Raw genomic sequence first — 26,086 nt, 5'->3', positions numbered from 1 at the left:
AGTTATGAAAAATATTATTTTAATTCCCGTTCTAGCTTTAGTTCTGTTTTCTGTTGAAGCCACCGCACAAAACAAAAACTTGGAAGCACAAAAAGTCGAAACGTCTGTTGACGAACAAAATTTGACAACTGTTCACTTCAAAATAACTGGAATAACCTGTGCCGGTTGTTCTAACGGTATATATAAAGCAGTTAAAGCAGTTGACGGCGTTACGGAGCATTCTGTTGAATACCCAGGCGACATTGCGGTTATACAATTTGATAAAACAAAGACGAGTATCGAAGCCTTAAAAGCTGTAATTGAGAAGAAAGGGTATAAAGTAGAATTACTAAAGGATAAAGTATAGACAGAGGCTTTCAATATGTCTTATAATTTTTTAATTAAGTAACCCTTTATAGCAATGAAAAAATTTAAATCAAAGGTTTGCCCTACTTGTGGATGTTCGTTAGTAAGGCTAGGTATAAAAGATACATCCGCAACAAAATCAACATATAAAGATGAATCTTATTCTTTTTGCTGTTCAGGATGCGCAAAAATATTTGATAAAAATCCCAGTAAATATATAGAGGAAATCAAAAATGTAATTGTTTGTCCAGTATGTCTTGCTGAAAAAAACATAGCTCATACTACAGGAGTAAAGTACAAAAACACAGTAATACCTTTTTGCAGATGCCCACATTGCATTTCCACATTTGAGGAAAAGCCTGAATACTATTTGGATAGGTTGATGGGTAAAATTGAATATGAGGGACTATTCAATAATTTGTGTTGCTAATAAAAATGAAAAAAATATGTCACAAAATATAGAAAAAATCACATTAGAAATAAACGGGATGACCTGTAATGGTTGTTCTTCACATATCGAAAAAGTTATGAATAAGACCAATGGTATTATAAATAGCAATGTAAATCACGAAACTGGAAAAGGAGAATTTACTTTTGATACAAATAAAATGGGTAAAGAAGAATTAATCAATGCAGTAAATGACATTGGTAATTATTCTGTTATAAATGGTATTGAAAAAGAGGATTCTTTCTCTTCAACTTCTGATACTACAATCTCTAAAGAATCCAATAAAAATAAAAATCAATTTGATTTAATTGTTATTGGTGGTGGTTCTGCTTCATTTTCAGCAGCGATAAAAGCTGAAGGTTTAGGGCTTACGATACTAATGGTAAATGGTGGATTAGATTTTGGGGGTACTTGTGTAAATGTTGGATGCGTTCCGTCAAAAAACTTAATTAGAGCTGCCGAAACTGCATATCACGCTACACATTCTAATTTTAAGGGTATTAAACCAAGAGGTGTAGATATTGATTTTAAACAAATTATTAAAGATAAAAAAGAGTTGGTTTCGGCATTACAGCAACAAAAATATATGGATGTTGTAAGTGATTTTGAAAATCTAACAATGCTAAAGGGGTGGGCTGAATTTGTAGATAATAAAACCATTGTTGTAGATGGAAAAGATAAATACAGTGCAACGAACATTGTTATAGCAACCGGAGCGACAACAAACATTCCAAACATTGAAGGATTAAATAAAGTAGGCTACTTAACTAATGTTTCTTTATTTGATTTGGAAGAAAAACCAAAGAGCCTAACCATAATGGGAGCTGGATATATTGGATTAGAAATAGCACAAGCTTATAGCCGATTGGGTGTAAAAGTGCGTATTATAGAATTTACGGATAGACCATTACGTAGCCAAACCAGTGATATTACAGATGTTTTGGTAGAGCAAATGAAAAGTGAGGGTATTGAAATCTTACCAAATTTTCGAGCCTTTAAATTCGAAAAGCGGGGTAATGATACTATCATTCACTGCAACTGTCCTGATGGTTCGACAACTCAAATCATTGAGAAAGGACATATTGTTGTTGCCACCGGAACAAAACCAAACACATCTAAATTAGGTCTTGAAAATATTGATATAAACTTAACCAAAAGTGGACAAATTGTAGTTAATGAAAAAATGGAAACCAATGTTTCTAATATTTATGCCGCAGGAGATGTAACAAATACACCGGCATTCGTTTATACAGCTGCCACCGAAGGCAATACAGCAGTAAACAATGCATTTTCATTGTCGAAGAATAGTGTGGATTATAAATCATTACCTTGGGTCGTATTTACGGACCCTCAAATTGCTGGTGCAGGAATGGATGAAATAGAAGCTGAAGCAAAAGGTATTCCTTTTGAAGTGAGTAAATTAGACTTAAAGCACGTTCCTAGGGCATTGGCCGCACAAGACACAAGAGGCTTCATTAAATTGATTCGTAATACTGAAACCGATAAATTAATTGGTGCTAGAGTTATAGCCCCAGAAGGAGGCGAGCTTATTCAACAATTAAGTATGGCGATTAAGTTTGGCATTACAGTAAAAGATTTAGCTGAAAGTTTTTACCCTTATTTAACATTAGGAGAAGGAATCAAATTAGCAGCAATTACGTTTGGAAAAGATGTTTCCAAATTAAGTTGTTGTGCAAGTTAGTTTAGCTAAACAAGAAAATAATTTTTATATGAAAAATTACGATGTATTTATAATTGGTTCGGGAATGGCAGGAATGACCATCGCCAATAAATGTGCCTCAAAAGGCTTGACAGTCGGAATAACGGATGAATTACCTTACGGGGGCACTTGTGCATTGAGAGGTTGTGACCCAAAAAAAGTGATTATAGGCGCTACGGAAGTACGAGACTTTGCCAAAAGGCTTAAAGGTTACGGCATTGATACCATACCTAAAGTCAATTGGAAGGACATAATGGCCTTTAAACAATCATTTGTGGATGAAATGCCACCAAAAATCGAAAAAGGATATAAAAAAAACGGAATAGACACTTTTCATAGTTCAGCTAGATTCTTGTCAGAAAACACATTGGAAGTTGGAAACGATAAAGTAAAAGCTAACAAAATTGTAATCGCATCGGGTTCCAAGCCACGGGTTTTAGAATTTGAAGGTGGTCATTTTGCCAAATCCAGTACCGATTTCTTGAATTTAGCAGAATTACCAAAATCTTTATTATTTATCGGTGGTGGGTATATCGCTTTTGAGTTTGCGCATATCGCGGCTAGATGTGGAGCAGAAGTAACTATTGTTCATCGTGGAGAAAACCCCTTGGAAAATTTTGAACAGGATATTGTAAAACATCTTGTTTCTGCCACAAAAGAATTAGGTATAAAACTCATTCTGAATACAGATGTTACGGCTATTGAGAAAGTGGATAACCAGTATCAAGTGAAGGGTAAATCCGCGGAAAAAACAGAATATTTCAAAGCCGAAGCTGTTTTTAATTCTGCCGGCCGTCCACCAGCAATATTTGATTTAAATTTAGACAAAGCCAACATAGCCTTTACTAAAAAAGGTGTTACGGTAGACAAATACCTTCAAAGTACTTCAAACCCTCATATTTATGCAGCAGGCGATGCCGCAGATTCAGAAGGTTTGCCCTTAACGCCAGTTGCAGTTTTGGAAGGTCATACGGTTGCTTCAAATATCATCAAAGGCAATTCTAAAGAAATAAGTTATCCGCCAATGCCAACGGTAGTTTTTACTTTGCCTACAATGGCTTCTGTTGGTTATTCTGAATCGAAAGCCAAAGAGCTGAACTACCATATTCGGATAAATTATAAAGAGGTCGGCGATTGGTTCAATGCCAAACGTTTAAACGTTGAAGAATATGCTTTCAAAACTATAATTGACAAAGAGACTCAAACAATTTTGGGAGCGCATTTAATCGGGCCACATACAGAAGAAACAATAAATATCTTTGCAATGGCAATAAAAACAAAGATGAAAGTTAAGGATATTAGAACAATGATTTTCTCATATCCAACATTGGCTTCCGACATACCACATATGCTTTAATAAAAATTGAATGGAAACTAACTATATTAAAATCAGAAATCACCTGTCCAAACTGCGGACATAAAAAAGTAGAAGATATGCCAACGAACGCTTGTCAGTTTTTCTACGAATGTGAGAATTGTAAAAAGGTATTGAAACCAAAAGAAGGAGACTGTTGTGTTTATTGCTCATTCGGAACAGTTGCTTGTCCACCAATTCAAGAAAATAAAAGTTGTAATGATTCAAGTTGTTGCTAATCAATTCATTGAATTTTCCCTATTATTTTTAAAACCAATTCGCTACCCACTTTGTTGTTTATATGCTTTCAAGCGCTGTTTATAAGATAATGAATGGTTGATGTTAGAACTGAATGAAGTGGAAAAGTGGTTTTAGAGACCAGAATTTAAGAGGTATTGTTACCTCTTTTTTTTGTGATTAAAAAAGTATCTTTGTTAGAAATATAACAAACTTGAAGTTATACTGTATATAAATGCATTTTGCTTATACAATTTTGTGCGTCATTCAAAAAAATACCAATCAATAAATGAATTACCAAACATTTCAACCAAATTCTGATTTGAAATCTCTTGTCAGTTGCTATTGGACTTTAGAAGTTCCTGCTGAATCTAATGCACAAAGACAGCGGATAATTCCAGACGGAACAATTGAAATGGCTTTTATACTTGGAGACGACATTAAACGATACACTTTTGAAAATGAATTCATTATACAACCTCGTGCGATGGTTCTCGGACAGACAATTGAACCCTTTTATATAGAGCCGACCGGCTATGTGAATACGTTTGCAATTCGATTTTACCCATACGGTTTTGCGAACTTCGTTACAATGCCTTTAAAGGACTTGGCAAATAAAGAAACGCCAATGGAATTGTTGTTTGGAAAAAAAACAACAAGCAAATTGGAACAAAAAATAATTAAGGCAACCAATAGTAATGAAAGAATAGAAATTATAGAAAATTTCCTTTTAAATAAGTTAAATGAAAAAACTACAATTGACAATATCGTAAGAACTACAATTGATACACTTTTAGCAACGAATGGAAGTGCATCGATAAATACAATTCTTAAAGAAGATTTATCAAAACGGAGACAACTTGAACGAAATTTTGTAAAGCAAATTGGTGTTAGCCCAAAACAATTAGGCAAAGTAATCCGACTTCAAACTGCATTAAAAATGTTGCTGAACAAAAAGACTGACACCTTAACTAACATTGCATACGAAAGTGAATATTTCGACCAAGCACATTTCATCAAAGACTTTAAGGAGTTTACCGGAATAAACCCGAAAGATTTTTTAGGAAACGAAAATATGACTCTTTCTATACTTTTCTACAAATAGACAACGTGTCGCATTTTTACAATTTTGATATTTCCACGTAATCTAAATTTGTCTTGTCAAATCAAACAGGGCAACAATGAAAAAATCGATACTTTGTACAGCCATAATTCTTTCCTTTAGTTTTATAGCCTGTAATAGCCGAAACAAATCAAATACCGAAACTATCTCGGTTGAAACTAACATTAATCAAAAAACAAAAGAAATGAAAAGTCATATTTCAATTTTTGAAATTCCAGCAACTGATATTTCACGAGCAGTAAATTTTTATCAAGCAATTTTAGGCGTTAACATTGAGAAAATGGAAATGCCAGGAATGGAAATGGGAATATTCCCATACGAAGAACAAATGGTAACAGGAGTTATTATGAAAGGAGAAGAATACAAACCTTCTGCTAACGGAGTAACAATATACCTTAATGGCGGAGATAATCTTCAAATTATTCTTGATAAAGTCGAGAATAATGGTGGAGAAATAATTGTTCCAAAATCAATTCACGCAGATGAAAGTGGTTATTATGCACTATTTCTTGACTCGGAAGGAAATAAACTCGGTTTGCATTCCCCGAATTAAGTAAAGGTAAAAGAGCGATAGCACAAGAAAACAGTACTATACTAATTTTTCTTTCCCGTTTTAAAACCAATTCGCCCCCTGTTCTGCTGTTCAAGTTGCACTTTGTCTTTTTGCAGTAAATAATTTAATGCTTGATGGATATCCTTAAATTTTATGTTCATTTCTTTTTCTAGTTGGGCAATATGTACTTTGAGGTTGCTATAATCCGTAAGATGTTGTCTTAGAGCAACAAATGCACGCATAATAGATATGTTTACGTCAATGGCCTTGTCGCTATTGAGCACGCTAGAAAGCATTGCTACACCCTGTTCGGAAAAGGCGAAAGGGGTAGCGGGACTAAATTTTATATTCTCTGGGAGGTTATCACAATTTGTGATAACCTCTTTCCACTCGTCCTTTGAAAGCTGAAACATAAAATCATCCGGGAAACGTTTTAGGTTACGTCTAACGGCTTGTTTAAGCACTCTGGTTTCCACATCATAAAGTTCCGCGAGGTCAAAATCAAGTAGTACTTTGTTTCCTTGGATATGATGAATTTTATTTTTTATTATTGATAGTTCCATTGTCTTTTTATTTAAGGATATTATGAGTTTTGAGAAATCACTTTTGAGATAGGCTCATTTTCTCTCTCGTTGAATTGGGCCCTTAATTTTTGCATATCGTCACTCACTTTACGTTCAATAACCTTGGCGTAAATTTGGGTAGTGGATATTCGAGAATGGCCCAACAATTTTGAAACCGTCTCTATGGGCATCCCATTACTCAATGTTACCGTTGTGGCAAATGTATGTCGGGCAATGTGGAAAGTAAGGTTCTTCTTAATACCGCAGACATCCGCAATTTCCTTTAAATAAGAGTTTAGTTTTTGATTTGATATTTTAGGAAATATACTTCCTTGAGAAATAGACTTACGACTACTTTTATATTTTTCAATAATTTGTAGTGCTTTTGGCAACAAAGGTATTCGTATGGGCTTTGTCGTTTTTTCCCGTTTATAATAAATCCAAAGTTCGCCGTCAATTCCTATACATATATTATCCGCAGTTAAATGGATGACATCGATATAACTTAAACTTGTATAGCAACTAAAAACAAACAAATCCTTAACTAATTCCAATCTATGAATGCTAAATTGCTTATTTTCTATCTCTTGAAGCTCTTCGAGGCTTAAAAAGCCTCTTTCGTTTTTAATGAATTTAGATTTGAAATTGATAAATGGGTCAAGTTGAATCCAACCCAATTTATGCGATAAGGTTATCATCTTTCTAAAGCGCTCAATATGCTTCATTACGGTATTATTACCCATCGGCTTCTGATGGTCTTCGGGTACATAACCTCTAAGATATTTCTCAAATTTTATGATAAAGTGATAATCAAGTTCCCGTAAATAGAGGTCAGAGGTCTTATAGGACTTTAGCAAAAATTTGGAAACATACTTTTGTGTAGTAAAATAATTCTTCTGTGTTCCCCATTTTAATTTGTTTACCATATCCTCATTATGGTAATTGACAATATCCATAATGGAATGATTATTTTCGTCTTGACCAAAATATCTTGCTTTGATGGATTGTGAAGTAATCAACTTATGTTCAGCCATTAAATCCCGATAGCATTTAAAAAGATGATTATAAGTTTCATCTAAATAACTGTTAAGAATCCTTGATTTTTGGTTAGTTCCACGAGCCCTGTTTTTATGGACATCCCAATCAGAAACTAAAACTTTTCGTTTTAAACTGATAGTTGCTCGTTTGCCATTTACCGTAATTCTTGCGTAAATTGATGCTTGGTCATTTTTTGCCCTGGAGAAGTCAGCCCAGAACAAAATACTGAAGGTGGAAGATGTTTTCATTATTTCGTCTTTTAGTTAACAATAATTCGTTGTTATCAGACGAAAGTCAAATCACTTATAAAGATACATTTATTTATTGATTCATAAACCGTTGGCTATAAATCTGGTCAACACTTTTTGAAATTTCAATTTGTTATCCGATTTGTTGACGTTTTTAATCAAATCATATCAATTCTTATGATATTCTTAAAAACCGAAAAACCTGTAAATCATACGATTAACAGGTTTTTGGTATAGATTGATACTATATAAAGTCGGGGTGGCAGGATTCGAACCTGCGACCTCCTCGTCCCAAACGAGGCGCGATAACCGGGCTACGCTACACCCCGAGATGGTTATCAAAATTTTAATAATCTGTCTTCTCACACAGACTCTTGCGGAGAGACAGGGATTCGAACCCTGGGTACACTTTTGGTGTACGACGATTTAGCAAACCGTTCCTTTCGGCCACTCAGGCACCTCTCCTAAATATCTTAAATGAACATCGCCCTAAAGCGGTTGCAAATGTAGATTTATCAATCGTCTTAAACAACTATTTTTTTATGTTTTTTTCAATAAAAATTTAGACCCCTGTTACTCAGGATATTCTACACGCAAATGATATATGTTTATTAACTTTTGCTTGAATATTTTCTTAATAGTTTCGATTTCTTTAAATGTGATATCTGCATTCAAAAATTGATTTGCCTTCATTTGCCCTGAAATTATTTTATCCACAAATTCATCAATCACCAAAAAAGTAGGGTCCTTTAAACTTTTCGATGCAGCTTCAACTGAATCTGCCATCATCAAAATTGCAGTTTCCCTAGAAAAAGGTAATGGCCCGGGGTATCTAAAATCTTCCTCATTCACCTCACCATCCAAGTCTTTTTGTTTCTTATAGAAGTAATAAACAAATGTTGTTCCATGATGCGAACGAATGAAATCTATAATTCTATCAGGAATATTATTCTTTCTTGCTATTTCGATTCCTTTAATTACATGGTCAATTATAATTCTAGCGCTATCCTTAGGGGTTAGTTCATCATGCGGATTCACATTAGTAATCTGATTCTCTGTAAAGAATGTTGGATCGTTCATTTTACCGATATCATGATATAATGCCCCAACCCTAACCAACATAGCATTTGCTCCTATCTCGTTTGCCGCAGCTTCTGCCAAATTTGCCACTTGTAATGAATGATGAAATGTGCCCGGTGCCTTATTAGAGAGTTCTTTTAGCAACTTAGAATTAGTGTCGGAAAGCTCTAATAGCGACACATCAGATACAAGTCCGAATAACTTTTCATAGATATAGATTAACGGCTGTACGAATAATGTTATCATACCATTTAATAGAAAAAGCCCTAAAGTGTACCACTCGATATCACTTAAATCACCTTCATGAATGGTATGGAAAGCCAAATATCCAATAATATAAATCAATGTTATCTGACCTACACTTACAAACAAATTAGCTCGTTTGTACAACTCAGAAACGGTTAGTATGGTCACAATGCCCGTAATAATCTGAAGAAAAATATATTCAAAACTATTAGGGACTACAAAACCTAAAATCAATACCGCTAGCACATGAACAAAAAGTCCAAGCCTAGCATCAAAGAATGTTTTTAAAATTAATGGAAGAATACACAATGGCACTACAAATACCAATTGATCATTATACTTTATAACCATGGTGGTTATAAACACCATCAATAATATATTAAAAAATATGAAGGTCACCTTGACATTATTGTCGTAAACTGTTTTTCGATATTTTTTAAGAAATAGAAAAAGCATCAATAGCACAAGTGCAACTAATACCGTATACCCTATTAGAATATAGTAATAATTACTAGCGGTCCATAATTCTGATTCGTATTCGGCTTTTAATGATTCTAATACTTTTAAATTCTCTGCCTCTACAACTTCCCCTTTGGCAATAATTAATCTGCCTTGATCTACTGTACCTCTAGTGAAAGACAACTTAGACAAAGCCTCGTTTCTTGCTTTTTGAGTTAAGTTATTATCAAAACTTACGTTTGGAGCAATTAAATCAAAAAAGAGTGATTGCGTTTCATTTTCAAAAATTGATAAGTCATTCTTTACCAAAACATTGGCTACTAGTTCATTTATTTCATTGACCCTATAAAAATCTGAAACTCTTACTTTCTTAGCTTCATTATCCTTTACTAGATAAATAAAACTTTGCTGTATTTGCTTTCCATTATTTTGTAAAATTCCTTTAACATAAATGGAATCTAAAATCGCCTTTGAAAAATGTTCTAACCGATTTTTTTGACTATTTCTTAATCCAGTATTATTCCATTTTTCGTCAAATTTTCTTTCAAATTTTTCACGAACATCATCAACTATTTTTTGATCATAATTATAATATGGAAGCTGAGTACTTTCAATAGATTGCTGTTCTTTCGCTATTTCAGAATCAGTTTTTTTAATCGAAAAATCGAATGGCGCATAGAGATTTTCAAACTGCCAAGGCTTTCCTTTTTGAAATTCATACTTAAACTTACCTCCTTTAGGTAAGAAGAAAACTATAAATGCAACAGCCGCTATATATAGTATATACTTGAAAATTAGCGATTGCTGTTTGTATAGGTTATCCAAAAGAGAAAATTAATATGTTCATCAAAAATAGAAAATAATAAACTGATATCTAGTAATTGAAACGATATCCGTTGGGTTGCTATAGAATTTAGTAATTTCGTTAAATCAAATTAATAAAAACATGAAAGAAGTTGTTATTGTTTCAGCCGTAAGAACACCCATAGGCAGTTTTATGGGCGGATTATCTACAATACCTGCTCCAAAATTAGGTGCAATAGCTATTGAAGGTGCATTAAAGAAAATAAATCTAGACCCTAACCTAGTAAATGAAGTACTAATGGGGAATGTTGTACAGGCAGGAACAGGTCAAGCACCTGCCCGACAAGCTGCTATATTTGCAGGAATTCCAAATACAGTTCCTTGTACAACCATAAATAAAGTATGTGCATCTGGCATGAAAGCAATAATGCAAGGCGCTCAAGCTATCGCATTAGGTGACGCAGATATCGTAGTTGCAGGCGGTATGGAAAATATGAGCCTTATACCTCATTATGTACAAATGAGAACAGGTACTAAATTTGGCCCATCAACGTTAATCGATGGTATGCAAAAAGATGGTTTGGTAGATGCATATGATGAAAACGCTATGGGTATCTGTGCAGATACTTGTGCAGCTAAATATAATTTTAGTAGAGAAGATCAAGATGCATATGCTGTTCAATCTTACACAAGAGCATCAAAAGCATGGGAAGATGGCAAATTTGATAATGAGGTAATACCAGTAGCCGTTCCCCAAAGACGTGGTGAACCTAAAATAATATCAAAAGATGAGGAGTACACTAATGTATTCATGGATAAAATTCCGAATTTAAGACCTGCATTTTCAAAGGATGGTACTGTTACCGCTGCGAATGCCTCGACTATAAACGATGGAGCGGCAGCGGTGGTATTAATGAGTAGAGAAAAAGCTAACGAGCTAAATTTAAAACCTTTAGCTGTTATTAAAAGTTATGCTGATGCAGCTCACGAGCCAGAGTGGTTCACAACCGCACCAGCCAAAGCACTGCCAAAAGCTTTGGCTAAATCAAATTTATCATTAGAAGATATTGAGTTCTTTGAATTTAATGAAGCATTCTCGGTTGTTGGTCTTGCTAATATGAAATTGTTAGGATTGAATGACACCAACGTAAATGTTAATGGCGGTGCAGTTTCATTAGGGCATCCATTGGGATGTTCAGGTGCTCGAATACTCATTACATTAATGAACGTATTAGAACAAAACAATGCTAAACTTGGTGCAGCGGCAATTTGTAATGGTGGCGGCGGCGCTTCCGCTATGATCATTGAAAGAATATAAGAAAGTTACAGTATACGGTAACTGTCACTAAAGTGTTATCCAGGTAAGAAGTACGCCCAAAGAAATACCTGCATTAGCTATACAGTTATGGCTCGGCGAATATCTTAAGATTTTCAATATGAAAATCAATAGTTAACAACAATACTTTTAGGTTCAAACAAACCCGATACTCCATTAATTTGCATATATTTTAATGGAGGGGTGATCAAGAACCTACAACCTAAGAATAAACTGGTTAAGACTTCTTTGCTTTATTTAATTTCTCCAGAAACAAAAGGAGGAAGAATACCTTTCGAAATAGATAGAGACAGTTTTACCCAAATAGTACCTAAGATAAATGGCTATAACCTTTTGCGAAAAGCTGACAAGCAAACTACACAAGGTTTAGCCATGAGTTTTGTGGAAGAAAATGAGGCAGGTGATTTAGCGTTTTTAAAAACACTAATGGCGCCATAGATCAAGTAGATTAAATTATGTAAATTAATTACGTGATTCACGTAAATAGGAAAGCAAGAATTTGCAGTGTGGATTATACGTATTCAATAACGATCTTAGAACCTAAACCCATCAACTTAGGGTTATCAAAAAAAGCACATAAAAAAAGGCCCTTAAAAAGGGCCTTTTAAATTATAAACGAAAGTTAGATTACTCACCTAACAACTTCTTCATTTTTAAAAAGTTTTCATTATCTCCCATTGCTCCATAGATATTTTTAAGCTGGGTCATGATATTCTCACTACCAGGGTTAGCTTTTAATGCATCCTCTAACACATCTGCACCTAGCCTGAATAAACTATCTTTTTTCTCCTTTAGCACATCATATCTTGCGATATCAGCTCTTGAATTTCCTAAAGAATTCATTTCATCAATCAATGCATTACCTTCGTTTACATAAGTAGTAGAAAGGTTCAAATAAGCATTAGTATACTTTGGATCAATTTCGATAGCTTTCTTATAAGAAACTCTTGCATCCTCATAATTATCTTGCTCCATACTAATAACCCCAACATTATAATGAAGATCTGGATTGTCGGGAGCCAAGGCAATTGCTTCAGCCATTAGTTCCTTAAACTTATCCTTGTTACCTTGATTAAAGTATAGATTTGCCTCATTAAGAATAAGATTTACATCTTCAGGATCATTTTTTCTAGCCGCTTGGTATGCTTCCAAAGCTTTTTCATCTTGCCCTAATTGAGTGTAGATTAAAGCAGTGTTTTTCACAATCTCCGCTGATTTAGATGGTGTCTTTTCATCTATCGGATTCGAATAAGTTCCCGATTTAACCATAAGATCACGTTGAAGTTTATCCATCTCTTCTACTTCACCCGAAGCTGCATTGGTTGCCTTATAAACGACGCCACCGCCATCATATCCAATTTCCTGCAGTTCATTATAGTAATCTAACGCCATTTCATAATGACCCCCATTTACTGCACTACCTGCTGCATAATATAAATAAGAAGTATCTCTTGGACTAAGCGTATAACTCATGTAAAGTTTTTCGGCAGCCTCCTTAAATTTACTGTTTCCATTATCACTTACAGCTGAATTAACAAGATCTGCAGTTAATGATGCCATATATTGATTAGTCTCATCTGAATATTTTTTCTTCCCAGATTTGTCCTCAATCTCGATAACCTTCTTAAAGGAAGATGCAGATTTTTCAAAAGCATCATTATTTCCTTTTTTTGCCAAGTCACTATAAATTTTACCTTTTGTAAAATAATATTGGGCCTGAACTTTTTCATCAGCAGATGAAATAGTACCAGATGCTGCTTCAATAGCTGTTTGCGCAGCAGCTGCATCACCAGCCTTGAGAGCCTTTTCTGCATCTTTTATTTCGTTCTTTTGAGCGAAACCGACCATGGTAAAAGTCAATGCCGCTACAAGTAATAACCTATTCTTCATTTTTAATATATTAATTATTAGTGTTTAAAATTATGATGTTTTTTCATCGGTATCATCGGTATCATCAGTATCAATCTCCGTGCCAGCCTCAGTATCTACCTCAATATCAAGTATTTCTGATTCTTCCAAATCATCTTCATCCTTCATTACTTTAGCAACCGCAGCAATTGAATCATTACCCTTTATATTTATTAACCTAACACCTTGAGTTGCTCTTCCCATTACACGTAAATCTTCAACGCTCATACGAATTGCAATACCAGATTTATTAATAATCATTAAGTCATCTGAATCGGTTACGTTTTTAATAGCTACAAGTCCGCCAGTTTTATCAGTAACACTAATTGTCTTAACACCTTTACCTCCTCTGTTAGTAACTCTATAATCCTCAATGCTAGAACGCTTACCGTAACCTTTTTCAGAAACCACTAAAATTTCATCCTCAAAATTATGAACTGAAACCATTCCGATTACTTCATCTTCTTCATTGGCCAAGGTTATACCACGAACACCAGAAGCATTACGCCCCATTGGCCTAGTTTTACCTTCCTCAAAGCGAATTGCTTTACCAGATTTAAGACCTAAGAATATCTGACTTGTACCCGTCGTCAATTTTGCTTCTAACAGCTCATCACCCTCGCGAATAGTAATTGCATTAATACCATTTTGACGTGGTCTTGAATATTGCTCTAAAGATGTTTTCTTAACGACACCTTTTTTAGTAGCCATAATAACATAATGACCGTTCACATATTCTTCATCCTTTAAATCTTGAGTACAGATGAACGCTTTTACACTATCGTCCTGTTCAATATTAATAAGGTTCTGAATAGCCCTCCCTTTCGAAGTTCTACTTCCTTCTGGTATTTCAAAAACACGCATCCAAAAACATTTTCCTTTTTGAGTAAAGAATAACATGTATTGGTGGTTGGTTCCAACAAAAAGATGCTCCAAGAAATCTTCATTTCTCGTCGAAGATGCTTTTTGGCCGACTCCACCTCTATGCTGTGTTTTGTATTCCGTTAATGGAGTTCTTTTAATATACCCTGCGTGAGAAATGGTAATAACTACTTGCTCATCTGGTATCATATCCTCCATACTAAGGTCACCACCTGCAAAATTAATCACAGACCTTCTCTCATCGCCATACTTACTCTTTATTTCCTGCAACTCATCTTTTATGATTTGCATTCTGCGTTCTTTTTTCTCTAGGATGTCTTTTAAATCTGCAATAAGAAGAACAATCTCATCATATTCGGTTCTAAGCTTATCTTGCTCAAGACCTGTAAGTTGACGTAATCGCATTTCTACAATCGCCTTTGCTTGAATTTCACTTAACTTGAAGCGTTCCATCAAGTTTGTTCGAGCCTCATCGGCATTATTCGAAGCTCTTATAATAGCGATTACCTCATCGATATTATCTGAGGCAATAATCAGTCCTTCTAAAATATGTGCTCGATCTTCAGCCTTTTTCAACTCAAACTGAGTTCGTCTAACCACAACTTCATGACGATGCTCAACAAAATAATGAATCATCTCCTTTATGTTCAATAATTGCGGTCTTCCTTTTACAAGGGCTATATTATTAACACTAAAAGAAGTTTGTAATGCCGTATACTTATACAACATGTTCAATACTATGTTAGGAATCGCATCTCTTTTTAAGATGTAAACGATTCGCATTCCATTACGGTCAGACTCGTCCCTAATATTTGAAATACCTTCAATTTTCTTGTCATTAACAAGATCTGCGGTTTTCTTAATCATATCCGCCTTATTCACCTGGTACGGAATCTCATGAACAATGATACACTCTCTACCCTGAACTTCTTCAAAGGTTGCTTTTGCACGCATCATCACACGTCCTCTACCTGTGTGAAAAGCTTCCTTCACACCATCATAACCGTAGATAATACCACCTGTTGGAAAATCAGGAGCTTTTATATGAGTAATTAGCTCATCAATCTCAATGTCATTGTTCTCGATATACGCAATTGTACCGTCAATGACTTCTGCTAGATTATGAGGAGGCATATTGGTAGCCATACCTACAGCAATACCAGATGCTCCATTAACCAATAAAGCAGGAACTCTAGTAGGAAGAACGGTAGGCTCTTTCAAAGAATCATCAAAATTCAATTGATAATCTACTGTTTCCTTTTCTATATCTATAAGCATATCATCTGCAATCTTACGCATACGGGCTTCCGTATAACGCATTGCCGCAGGACTATCGCCATCTATAGACCCAAAGTTACCTTGACCATCTACAAGCATATATCGTAGACTCCACTCTTGAGCCATACGAACCATGGCATCATATACCGAAGTATCACCATGCGGGTGATACTTACCAAGAACCTCCCCGACAATACGGGCAGATTTTTTATGCGAGCTATTACTTCTAACCCCTAATTCATGCATTCCAAAAAGAACTCTCCTGTGTACGGGTTTTAATCCGTCCCTGACATCTGGCAGGGCTCGTGACACAATGACCGACATTGAGTAATCAATGTAAGCAGATTTCATTTCATCTTCAATATTAATGGGAATCAATTTTTCACCGTCAGCCATTTAAAATCTTCTGTTTTTTAATTAGTAAAAAAGCATGCCAATATACTTAAATCTTAAGCGTTCTAAGAATAACTGGGTTTAATAATGTTATAATTTATCAACACTTGTTCAACTAATGTTAATTTTTACTTTATACGTTCAATTTTACTCTTTCATACTCACATTTTACGGGTTTTACAATAACTTTAACGATTATAGGTACGGTATTTGCCATTGATTGAATGAGATTTAGTAATTTTATAGTTGACAATATAGTATATGGATGATAATTTTTCCCCAAGAGTAAAGGATGTAATTGCTTATAGCAAGGAGGAAGCATTACGACTTGGTCACGATTTTATCGGTACCGAGCACCTCATGTTAGGGCTTCTTAGAGATGGAAACGGGAAGGCTATTAGCATTTTAGACGCCTTGGAAGTTGATTTAGAACATTTACGTAGAAAAGTAGAAATTCTTAGCCCTTCCAACCCTAATGCTAGCGGTGTCCAAAAAGACAAGAAGAACTTGCATTTAACAAGACAGGCTGAACGTGCTCTAAAAACAACTTTTTTAGAAGCCAAGCTTTTTCAGAGTTCCTCGATAAATACAGCGCACCTTTTACTTTGTATTCTTAGAAACGAAAACGACCCGACTACCAAACTTTTACATAAATTAAAGGTTGATTATGACGGAGTTAAAGAACAGTTCAAATTTATGATCACAAGTGACGATGATATGGTAGACGGCCCAACAGCCGAATCTTTCCCTAGTGATTCTGAAGATACCAATGAAGGAAAAGAAAGTACCTTCGGCGCTACTTCAGGTCAGAAAGGAACAAAGAAATCTAAAACTCCTGTGTTGGATAATTTCGGAAGAGATCTCACCCAAATGGCAGAAGAAAACAAATTAGATCCTGTTGTTGGTAGAGAAAAGGAAATTGAACGTGTTTCTCAAATTCTTAGTAGAAGAAAGAAAAACAACCCATTGCTCATAGGTGAGCCTGGAGTTGGTAAGAGTGCAATTGCAGAAGGTTTGGCCTTACGTATCATTGATAAAAAAGTCTCTCGAATTCTTTACAACAAAAGAGTTGTTACCCTTGATTTAGCTTCGCTAGTTGCTGGCACAAAGTATCGTGGTCAGTTCGAAGAGAGAATGAAGGCGGTAATGAATGAACTTGAAAAAAATGACGATGTTATTTTATTCATTGATGAAATTCATACTATAGTTGGAGCAGGTGGTGCAACAGGAAGCTTAGATGCTTCTAATATGTTTAAACCTGCTTTGGCAAGAGGTGAAATTCAATGTATCGGAGCTACGACCTTAGACGAATACAGACAGTATATCGAAAAAGATGGTGCATTAGAAAGACGTTTTCAAAAAGTTATTGTTGAACCTACCACTATTGATGAAACCATTGAGATTTTACATAATATTAAAGGTAAATACGAAGACCATCATAATGTAACCTATACCGACGAAGCAATTGTAGCTTGTGTAAAATTGACGAGTAGGTATATGACAGACCGGTTTCTTCCAGACAAAGCAATTGATGCGTTGGATGAAGCAGGTTCACGTGTTCATATTGTGAACATGGATGTTCCAAAACAAATTCTTGAATTGGAAAAGAAGTTGGAAGATGTTCGCGAATTAAAAAACAGCGTCGTTAAGAAGCAAAAATATGAAGAGGCAGCGAAGTTACGCGACGATGAAAAAAGTTTAGAAAAAGAACTTGCCATAGCTCAAGAACGATGGGAAGATGACAGTAAACTAAACAAAGAAACGGTTAGTGAAGACAATGTTGCCGATGTTGTTTCAATGATGAGTGGTATTCCTGTTAATAGAATAGCACAGACAGAAAGCAATAAATTAGCCGGGTTACCAGACCTCATCAAGGCTAATGTTATTGGCCAAGATGAAGCTGTTGCCAAAGTTTCAAAGGCCATACAGCGGAATAGAGCTGGACTTAAAGACCCAAACAAACCAATTGGTTCGTTTATATTTTTAGGTCAAACTGGTGTAGGTAAAACCCAATTAGCGAAAGTTTTAGCAAAAGAACTTTTTGACTCTGAAGATGCGCTTATTCGTATTGATATGAGTGAATACATGGAGAAATTTGCCATCTCGAGATTAGTTGGTGCACCTCCAGGATATGTAGGGTATGAAGAAGGTGGTCAACTAACTGAAAAGGTTAGAAGAAAACCATACTCAGTTATTCTATTAGATGAAGTTGAGAAAGCACATCCAGATGTATTCAATATGCTTTTACAAGTATTAGATGACGGATTTTTAACGGATAGTCTTGGTCGAAAAATTGATTTTAGAAATACGATTATAATAATGACTTCTAATATTGGAGCAAGACAATTGAAAGATTTTGGTCAAGGTGTTGGTTTTGGTACCGCAGCCAAAAAATCTCAAGAAGATTCGCATCAAAAAGGAGTGATTGAAAATGCGCTTAAAAAAGCATTTGCACCTGAATTCTTAAATAGAATTGATGATGTAATTGTCTTCAACGCCTTAGAAAGAGAACATATTCATCAAATTATTGATATCGAACTTGCTAAATTGTATAGAAGAATTGAGGATATAGGTTATCATTTAAACCTTAGTGACAGTGCAAAAGATTACATCGCTGAAAAAGGTTTCGACAAGCAGTATGGTGCTAGACCGCTCAAAAGAGCTATTCAAAAGTATATTGAAGACGCCCTCGCGGAAGAAATAGTGAATTCTAAGCTTAAAGAGGGAGATACTATTTTCATCGATCTTGATAAAAAGAGTGAAGAATTAACCATTAAAATTGAAAAAACTGAAGAGGAAACTCCTAAAACCTAATGGTTTCAACAATATGTTTTTATAATAAAAAGGAGTCCGCTATCGGACTCCTTTTTCGTACAATAAATTTTCAATTGTAAGAAATAAAATACACCGCAAAGAAGCTATAAGCAGTACGCACGATATTTACGCGTTTAAACTAATAATTTATTCAAAGATTAAAGTTCATTTTACTTTCGTTATCAGACACACTATATTAACACGAGCAGAATGAAAATTGGATCAACCAAAAAGAAGAAGGTCATCGTACGTGAGTACGAATTAGAAACAGGAAAAATTCAAGTTTATGAAAATTATATGGTATCCATCTTTGACGAAGGGGCTACTTTAACTCTAGAGCGAGCATACCAAATTATCGGTATTTCAGAAATTCACTTTAGGGATAAAAACTTTGGATTTATAAGTTTGCGTAAAAATTCATTTGCAATTGACCCAACCATTTACAATTACCTAAAACAACTAGATAACCTTAAAGCATTTGCCATAGTTTCCGTTAAGGAAATAGACATGCACAACTTTAAGATTGAAAAATTGTTTTATAAAAAGCCAATGAAGTTTTTTATAGAATTTGACAATGCTCTTAAATGGGTAAAAAGAAGAGTTAATTCTTAATCTCTATCTCTATAAATTTATATTTTACTGTTGTTCACTTGATTCTTCTGCAACAGGCTGCTCAGGCATCTTAAACAAATCGAGATAAGCATTCCCTATGTTATCAATGATATAAGAAGCTATTAAAGACTGATAACCAGTTTTTTCGACAGCTATATCACCTGCTTTACCATGCAGATATACACCGAATATTGCGGCATTTAATGCTAAATACCCTTGAGTTAGTAATCCAGTAATAATTCCTGCTAACACATCTCCGCTACCCGCCGTTGCCATACCAGGATTACCTGTGGTATTAACATAGCCTTTATCATTATGCACAACCATAGTATGTGCTCCTTTTATGACAACAATACATTTATACTTCTTTGTGAATTTCTTAACCTTAACTAGCTTTTCGAAATCATCTTTCCAACTACCTATTAACCTTTCCAATTCTTTGGGGTGAGGAGTCAAAATAGTATTATCTGGAATTTTCTTTAACAGCGCTTTGTTTGTTGAAAGAATATTAAGCGCATCAGCATCAATTACCAATGGCTTTTTATTCTTGTTCAAAAAATCGGTAAAACCAGCAACGGTTTTATCGTTTGTTCCCATCCCTACTCCGATTCCGACAACTGTAGGCTCCAAATCAAATTCTATCTTTTCAAGCACATTTTCATTAGTATCCGTAAGTACCATAATTTCTGGTAGAGAAGTCTGTAGAATTGAATATCCAATTTTTGGCACATACGCAGTCACTAAGCCGCTACCTATATGAAGCGCTGCATTTGCGGCTAAACAAACAGCGCCTATTTTACCATAACTGCCACCTATTATTAAAGCATGACCATAAGTACCTTTATGCCCATATTTTTCACGAGGCTTGTACATTCTCAATACTTCATTTTTACCGATTAATTCATAGTCAGTTTCGGTATTCTTTAAATATTCAGGATCTAAACCGATGTCTAACACCTCCCATTGTTCTATAAACGGACCAGTTTCTGGCAAAAAGAAAACCAATTTAGGAGTTTGAAAACTTAGCACAAAATTAGATTTTATAATAGCATCTACATCTTCCGAACCTTGGTCTGTAAATAATCCTGACGGAATATCTATTGATAACATAAAGGCCTCGGACATATTTAAATGTTGAATAATTTTAATTACCCAATCATCAGGAGTTCTATTCAATCCTATGCCAAATATACCATCAACAATAATGTCATCTTTTCCAATTTCAGGAAGCTCATCAGTCGAATTCATGAAACTAGGCCAACATTTTCGATCCTTTAATCGGTCTAGATTTATTAAAAAATCTTTTGACCGTTTATCACTATAGTTAACAATATAAACCGATATATTATAGCCGTGATCCAAAAGATGACGAGCCAAAGCTATACCATCTCCCCCATTATTTCCTATACCACAAAACAAATGAATTTTTACTGGCGCACCTTGCATACGCAGATGAATCCAATTAAACAACTGTAGAGCAGCACGTTCCATTAACTCATTGCTAACTATTTCTTCCTTTTTAATGGAAATCTGATCTGCTTTATAAATCTGTTTAGCGCTATATAATTTCATTCTTAATTTATTTTACTACCAAAAAATAACGATTCCGCAAAAAAATGTGGAATCATTTGTTTAGGATATCAAATGTACTACTTTTGATAATCAACCATTAGTATTATGGACTGCGATAAGACAGACATAAAGTTCAATTTCTCTTCAGCTACCAATTGCAATGGTTCTACTACCGCACGCATTACCCTTTGGGGTTAAAAATTATAGTTCTCCGTTTTTGTGTTTAATTACACCATATCTTTTTAAAAAGTCAATATTTCGATAACATGAAAGTTCTAAAATTTGGTGGTTCATCTGTAGCCAATCCTGAAAATATAATTAAAATAAAAAATATTATTTCCAATTACAAAGACCAAATCATATTAGTGGTCTCTGCGTTTGGGGGTGTAACCGATTTATTGTTAGAGGCTGGCACGTTGGCTTCATCACAAGACCAATCCTATAAAAAAGTACTTTCTTCTTTAGAGGAAAGACACTTAACCACAACAAAAGAATTACTTCCTGTAACTATACAAAGTAGGGTGTTAAGCAAAGTAAAAAGCGAATTTAATGTTTTAGAAACTTTGCTGGAGGGTGCTTATTTTATTGGTGAAATCACCCCTAGGTTATCTGACAAAATAGTTAGTTATGGTGAATTACTCTCATCTTATATTATCAGTGAATACCTAATTAGTGAACATCTTGATGCAGAATTTAAGAATAGTAGAGATGTAATTATCACTAATAAAATGAATGGTAAGAACATGGTAAATTTCACTCGAACCAATGCCAACTGTGTAGCCTATTTTAAAGCGTCAAATAAAAAAATTACTGTTTGCCCAGGGTTCATAGCTACTTCAGAAGAGGGGAATTCTACTACCTTAGGTAGAGGTGGTTCTGATTATACTGCCGCAATATATGCAGCTGCTCTTGATGCCGATATTTTAGAAATTTGGACGGACGTTAGCGGAATGTTTACTGCCAATCCGAAAATGGTAAAGCAAGCCAAGGCGATTCCGCATATATCGTATGAAGAGGCTATGGAACTTTCTCATTTTGGGGCCAAAGTGCTCTACCCTCCTACGATACAACCAGTTTTATCTAAAGGAATTTCAATTGTAATAAAAAACACCTTTAGTCCCGATGCAGATGGAACGTTAATCACCAAATCAAAAAACGAAAAAGGAAAAACGGTTAGGGGAATAAGCCACATTGGTAATATAGCGTTACTATCACTAGAAGGTTCTGGTATGGTAGGTATACCTGGAATTTCGAAACGATTTTTCGAGGTGCTTTCCCAAGCAGACATAAGTGTCGTATTAATTACTCAAGCCTCATCTGAACATTCAATTTGTGTTGGTATTTCTGCTGATGACGTTGAAAAGGCAGTCAATATCGTTAATGAAGCTTTTGAATACGAAATTGAAAGAGGGCGTATAAAAAAGGTGATCCCTGAAAAAGATTTGGCTATTGTCGCCTTGGTAGGTGATAATATGAAAAGTCATCAAGGTCTAAGTGGAAAAATGTTCAGTACACTTGGAAAAAATAACGTAAATATTCGTGTGATCGCACAGGGTGCTTCTGAAAGAAACATCTCTTGCGTTATTGATGAGAAAGATGTAAAAAAAGCATTGAATGCATTGCATGAAGAATTTTTTGAAGAAAATATAAAGCAACTAAACCTATTTGTAATGGGTGTTGGTAATGTGGGCGCTAAATTTTTGGAGCAGATTAGGTCTCAACGAAAATTCTTAAAAGAGAACTTGAAATTGAATATCCGTGTCATCGGTATATCAAATTCAAGAACTATGCATTTTGATGAAAAAGGAATAAATTTAAACGACTGGCAAGAAAAATTGACCCAAGGTCAAAAAGCGGATAAAGCAAAGTTTCTAGAATTAGTCAACACTATAAATTTTAGAAACAGCATTTTTGTAGATAATACTGCCAGCGAAGATGTTTCTACCTCATACAGTGAATATTTAAGCAATAGCATATCTGTTGTAACCTGCAACAAAATTGCTTGTTCTTCAGCCTTTGAGAATTATTCTCACTTGAAATCGCTTGCAAGAACTTACAATGCCCCATTTCTATTTGAAACCAATGTTGGTGCAGGATTACCAATTATTGACACGTTAAAACATCTCATTGCATCTGGCGATAAAATTCTAAAGATTCAGGCCGTTCTATCTGGAAGCTTAAATTTTGTTTTTAATAACTTCAACGAAAATACCACCTTTCATGATGTTGTAAAACAGGCACAAGAAGAAGGCTACACTGAACCAGACCCTAAAATAGATTTAAGCGGTGTCGATGTAATGCGAAAAATATTAATTTTAGCTAGGGAAAGTGGTAATAAATTGGAGATTACCGATATTGAAAACAATCCATTTTTACCTGAAGAGAGCTTGAACACCACCAATAACGAAGATTTCTTTGCCTCTTTGATAAAACATGAACCACATTTTCAATCTTTATTTTCAAGTGCAAAAAACGCCGACAGCAAATTAAAGTACGTTGCCCAATTCGATGATGGTAAAGCAAGCGTTGGTTTACAAGAAATACCAAAAGGTCATGATTTCTATAATCTAGAAGGTAGTGATAACATCGTGCTTTTTTACACAGAACGCTACCCTAACCAGCCTTTAATTATTAAAGGCGCGGGTGCTGGTGCCGATGTTACAGCTTCTGGAATATTTGCAGATATTATTAGAATAGGTAATTTTTAAACCGAATTATAATCGTTTACTATCATGAACCAAAACGAAATAAAAGTTTTTTGTCCTGCTACTGTAGCAAACATTTCATGCGGATTTGATGTTCTTGGCGTTGCCTTGAATTCGGTTGGTGATGAAATGACTGTACGAAAAGTTTCAGAAAAAGGAATTAAAATTACAAAACTTACCGGTCAAGATTTACCTAAAGAAACGTTGAACAATGTGGCTGGTGTAGCTGGCAATGCATTTCTTTTAGCAGCTGATTATGATGGAGGTTTTGAAATAGAAATCAACAAAAAAATTAAACCCGGTAGTGGTATTGGCAGCAGTGCTGCTAGTTCGGCCGGTGCTGTTTGGGCCATGAACTATCTATTAGGCAATCCGTTCAGTAAAACCGAGTTGGTAAAATTTGCTATGGAAGGTGAACGCCTAGCTAGTGATGTTGCTCATGCAGATAATGTTGCTCCTGCTCTATTTGGTGGGTTTACCTTAGTGCGTAGTTACAGCCCATTAGACGTCATTACGATACCGGCACCATCTGAATTATACGTTACAATAATTCATCCTCAGATCGAGATAAAAACATCCGATTCCAGAAAAATTCTAAAGACGACAATATCCATGGAAACAGGAATAAAGCAATGGGGAAATGTAGGCGGACTCGTAGCTGGATTGTTCAAAGAAGATTATGACCTTATAGGCAGGTCTTTAGAAGATCATATTGTTGAACCAATTCGTTCCATTCTTATCCCTGGCTTTGATGAAGTAAAAAAAGTTGCTTTACAGGCTGGTGCATTAGGTTCGGGCATATCTGGGTCAGGCCCTTCTATATTTGCTTTTAGTAAAGGAAACGAAACCGCTATAAAAGTGGGAGATGCCATGAAAATGGTCTATGACAAAATTGGCATTGCCTACGAAATACATGTTTCAAAAATTAATATGGATGGCGTACGCCCCATTTAATGTCCGAAACGAATCTATTTTAACCGATAAAATGACACATCTTGAAATTCTATAGTTTAAATAATAAAGCACCCGAAGTATCATTTGATGTTGCGGTAGTTAACGGAATTGCTCCTGATAAAGGATTATATTTTCCAGAAGAAATAAAACCGTTACCAAATTCTTTTTTCGAGGAGATAGAAAATTTAAGTAACGAAGAAATAGCATTTACAGCTATCCGTCAATTCGTAGAAGGAACTTTACCAGATGATATCTTGAAAGATATATTGAAAGAGGTGTTAGATTTTGAATTTCCTGTTGTGGCCATAACTCCGAATATTGGAACTTTAGAGCTTTTTCACGGACCAACGATGGCTTTTAAAGATGTTGGCGCTCGATTTATGGCGCAATGCCTTGGTTATTTTTCAAGGTCTAACAAACAAGAAGTAACCGTATTGGTCGCTACATCTGGCGATACAGGTGGTGCTGTTGCAAATGGCTTTCTTGGAGTTGAAGGAGTAAAAGTTGTTATTTTATACCCAAGTGGTAAAGTTAGCGATATACAAGAAAGACAACTGACCACTTTAGGTCAAAATATAACCGCTTTAGAAGTTGACGGTACGTTTGATGATTGCCAGGCCATGGTTAAAAATGCGTTTTTGGATAAGGATTTATTGGCACATATGAAATTAACATCGGCCAACTCCATAAATGTAGCACGATGGTTACCGCAGCTCTTTTACTTTCTCTTTGCCTATAAGCAAGCGAAATCAAAAGGAAAGGAAATTGTATTTTCTGTACCATCAGGTAATTTCGGTAATATCTGTGCAGGTTTGGTCGCACAACGATTAGGCATGCCTGTAGATCATTTTATCGCTTCAACCAATGTTAACGATACAGTACCTCAGTTTATGTTAACTAAAGAATATAGCCCAAAACCATCTACAGCTACTATTTCTAATGCTATGGATGTTGGTGATCCCAGTAATTTTATTCGTATTAGGCACTTATTTCAAGATGATTTCGAAGCATTAAAAAAGAACCTTTCCTCCTATTCTTTTGATGATGAACAAACAAAAGAAGCCTTAAAGGAAATTTACAACATCAATGGTTATATTGCCGACCCACATGGTGCCGTTGGGTATCTAGGTCTAAAAAGGTATCAAGAACAACACCCAAATACGTATGGTATATTCTTAGAAACTGCCCACCCGGTAAAATTTATGGATATCGTAGAAGATACATTAGCCGAGCAATTAGAAATTCCTTCGCAAATACAAAAGGTGATGGGTAAAACTAAAAAATCTACCAATATTACTACATATCAGAATCTTAAAGATTTTCTAATGACTTCTTGAATATAAAATTTAGTTTGCACTATTTTCTCAAATATCAGTTCTAGTATATTTGCTTCTATTTATTTTCGATAAATTTG

Annotated in this window: 20 protein-coding genes and 2 tRNA genes; 14 read left to right on the top strand and 8 right to left on the bottom strand. The window is 35.0% G+C overall.

Annotated elements, in window-relative coordinates; all coding sequences use genetic code 11:
- The first annotated feature begins 4 nt into the window (after positions 1 to 4).
- From AAC084_RS19715 to AAC084_RS19685, 7 genes are all read left to right on the top strand, one after another.
- Positions 5 to 346, top strand: a complete 342-nt coding sequence (locus tag AAC084_RS19715; protein WP_210707805.1) for a heavy-metal-associated domain-containing protein — start codon at positions 5 to 7, stop codon at positions 344 to 346.
- Between the two features lie 54 nt (positions 347 to 400).
- Complete coding sequence (locus AAC084_RS19710) at positions 401 to 775, top strand: YHS domain-containing protein (RefSeq protein WP_210707804.1); 375 nt, start codon at positions 401 to 403, stop codon at positions 773 to 775.
- Positions 776 to 791: 16 nt separating this feature from the next.
- Positions 792 to 2,495: a mercury(II) reductase gene (gene merA, locus AAC084_RS19705; protein ID WP_210707967.1), complete on the top strand. Its 1,704-nt coding sequence runs from the start codon at positions 792 to 794 to the stop codon at positions 2,493 to 2,495.
- Between the two features lie 28 nt (positions 2,496 to 2,523).
- Positions 2,524 to 3,870, top strand: coding sequence for an NAD(P)/FAD-dependent oxidoreductase (locus AAC084_RS19700; RefSeq protein WP_210707803.1), 1,347 nt, complete (start codon positions 2,524 to 2,526; stop codon positions 3,868 to 3,870).
- Between the two features lie 5 nt (positions 3,871 to 3,875).
- On the top strand, positions 3,876 to 4,106 hold the full coding sequence (locus AAC084_RS19695) for a DpnI domain-containing protein (RefSeq protein WP_244745243.1): 231 nt from the start codon (positions 3,876 to 3,878) through the stop codon (positions 4,104 to 4,106).
- Between the two features lie 287 nt (positions 4,107 to 4,393).
- Complete coding sequence (locus AAC084_RS19690) at positions 4,394 to 5,209, top strand: helix-turn-helix domain-containing protein (RefSeq protein ID WP_210707802.1); 816 nt, start codon at positions 4,394 to 4,396, stop codon at positions 5,207 to 5,209.
- A 76-nt stretch (positions 5,210 to 5,285) separates the two neighbouring features.
- Positions 5,286 to 5,780, top strand: coding sequence for a VOC family protein (locus AAC084_RS19685; protein WP_244745225.1), 495 nt, complete (start codon positions 5,286 to 5,288; stop codon positions 5,778 to 5,780).
- Between the two features lie 41 nt (positions 5,781 to 5,821).
- Here the strand turns inward: AAC084_RS19685 and AAC084_RS19680 are convergent, their stop codons facing one another.
- The 5 genes from AAC084_RS19680 to AAC084_RS19660 all read right to left on the bottom strand — a co-directional run bounded on the left by AAC084_RS19680 (position 5,822) and on the right by AAC084_RS19660 (position 10,239).
- On the bottom strand, positions 5,822 to 6,343 hold the full coding sequence (locus tag AAC084_RS19680) for an ORF6N domain-containing protein (RefSeq protein WP_210707801.1): 522 nt from the start codon (positions 6,341 to 6,343) through the stop codon (positions 5,822 to 5,824).
- A gap of 20 nt (positions 6,344 to 6,363) precedes the next feature.
- Positions 6,364 to 7,629, bottom strand: coding sequence for a site-specific integrase (locus AAC084_RS19675; protein ID WP_339842034.1), 1,266 nt, complete (start codon positions 7,627 to 7,629; stop codon positions 6,364 to 6,366).
- A 254-nt stretch (positions 7,630 to 7,883) separates the two neighbouring features.
- A tRNA-Pro gene (locus AAC084_RS19670) sits at positions 7,884 to 7,958 on the bottom strand.
- Between the two features lie 48 nt (positions 7,959 to 8,006).
- Positions 8,007 to 8,094, bottom strand: a tRNA-Ser gene (locus AAC084_RS19665).
- Between the two features lie 108 nt (positions 8,095 to 8,202).
- Positions 8,203 to 10,239, bottom strand: coding sequence for an HDIG domain-containing metalloprotein (locus tag AAC084_RS19660; protein WP_339842033.1), 2,037 nt, complete (start codon positions 10,237 to 10,239; stop codon positions 8,203 to 8,205).
- Positions 10,240 to 10,360: 121 nt separating this feature from the next.
- Between AAC084_RS19660 and AAC084_RS19655 the strand changes: the two genes are divergently transcribed.
- Positions 10,361 to 11,536 (top strand): acetyl-CoA C-acyltransferase, encoded by a 1,176-nt coding sequence (locus AAC084_RS19655; protein WP_339842032.1) that lies wholly within the window; start codon positions 10,361 to 10,363, stop codon positions 11,534 to 11,536.
- Between the two features lie 201 nt (positions 11,537 to 11,737).
- Positions 11,738 to 11,992 carry a hypothetical protein gene (locus AAC084_RS19650; RefSeq protein ID WP_339842031.1) on the top strand — a complete coding sequence of 85 codons (255 nt, stop codon included), beginning with the start codon at positions 11,738 to 11,740 and terminating at the stop codon, positions 11,990 to 11,992.
- A gap of 189 nt (positions 11,993 to 12,181) precedes the next feature.
- Here the strand turns inward: AAC084_RS19650 and AAC084_RS19645 are convergent, their stop codons facing one another.
- Positions 12,182 to 13,444 carry a tetratricopeptide repeat protein gene (locus AAC084_RS19645; protein WP_339842030.1) on the bottom strand — a complete coding sequence of 421 codons (1,263 nt, stop codon included), beginning with the start codon at positions 13,442 to 13,444 and terminating at the stop codon, positions 12,182 to 12,184.
- A gap of 30 nt (positions 13,445 to 13,474) precedes the next feature.
- Positions 13,475 to 16,018: a DNA gyrase subunit A gene (gyrA, locus tag AAC084_RS19640; protein ID WP_339842029.1), complete on the bottom strand. Its 2,544-nt coding sequence runs from the start codon at positions 16,016 to 16,018 to the stop codon at positions 13,475 to 13,477.
- Positions 16,019 to 16,276: 258 nt separating this feature from the next.
- Here gyrA and AAC084_RS19635 point away from each other — a divergent pair, with 258 nt between their 5' ends.
- Positions 16,277 to 18,829, top strand: coding sequence for an ATP-dependent Clp protease ATP-binding subunit (locus tag AAC084_RS19635; RefSeq protein ID WP_339842028.1), 2,553 nt, complete (start codon positions 16,277 to 16,279; stop codon positions 18,827 to 18,829).
- Between the two features lie 210 nt (positions 18,830 to 19,039).
- Complete coding sequence (locus AAC084_RS19630) at positions 19,040 to 19,441, top strand: STAS/SEC14 domain-containing protein (protein ID WP_339842027.1); 402 nt, start codon at positions 19,040 to 19,042, stop codon at positions 19,439 to 19,441.
- Between the two features lie 24 nt (positions 19,442 to 19,465).
- Here the strand turns inward: AAC084_RS19630 and AAC084_RS19625 are convergent, their stop codons facing one another.
- Entirely contained in the window at positions 19,466 to 21,013 is a 1,548-nt protein-coding gene (locus AAC084_RS19625) for an NAD(P)H-hydrate dehydratase (protein ID WP_339842026.1), read from the bottom strand.
- A gap of 266 nt (positions 21,014 to 21,279) precedes the next feature.
- Here AAC084_RS19625 and thrA point away from each other — a divergent pair, with 266 nt between their 5' ends.
- Genes thrA through thrC form a run of 3 tightly spaced genes read left to right on the top strand, consistent with a single transcriptional unit; the run spans position 21,280 to position 26,009 of the window.
- A complete protein-coding gene (thrA, locus tag AAC084_RS19620; protein ID WP_339842025.1) occupies positions 21,280 to 23,721 on the top strand; it encodes a bifunctional aspartate kinase/homoserine dehydrogenase I in 2,442 nt (813 codons plus the stop codon).
- A 24-nt stretch (positions 23,722 to 23,745) separates the two neighbouring features.
- Positions 23,746 to 24,672 carry a homoserine kinase gene (locus tag AAC084_RS19615; RefSeq protein ID WP_339842024.1) on the top strand — a complete coding sequence of 309 codons (927 nt, stop codon included), beginning with the start codon at positions 23,746 to 23,748 and terminating at the stop codon, positions 24,670 to 24,672.
- Between the two features lie 41 nt (positions 24,673 to 24,713).
- A complete protein-coding gene (gene thrC / locus AAC084_RS19610; protein ID WP_339842023.1) occupies positions 24,714 to 26,009 on the top strand; it encodes a threonine synthase in 1,296 nt (431 codons plus the stop codon).
- The last annotated feature ends 77 nt before the right edge of the window (positions 26,010 to 26,086 follow it).

It is taken from the genome of uncultured Maribacter sp., assembly GCF_963977385.1.
Lineage (GTDB): Bacteria > Bacteroidota > Bacteroidia > Flavobacteriales > Flavobacteriaceae > Maribacter.
This window is presented reverse-complemented; position numbering and strand designations above follow the sequence as displayed.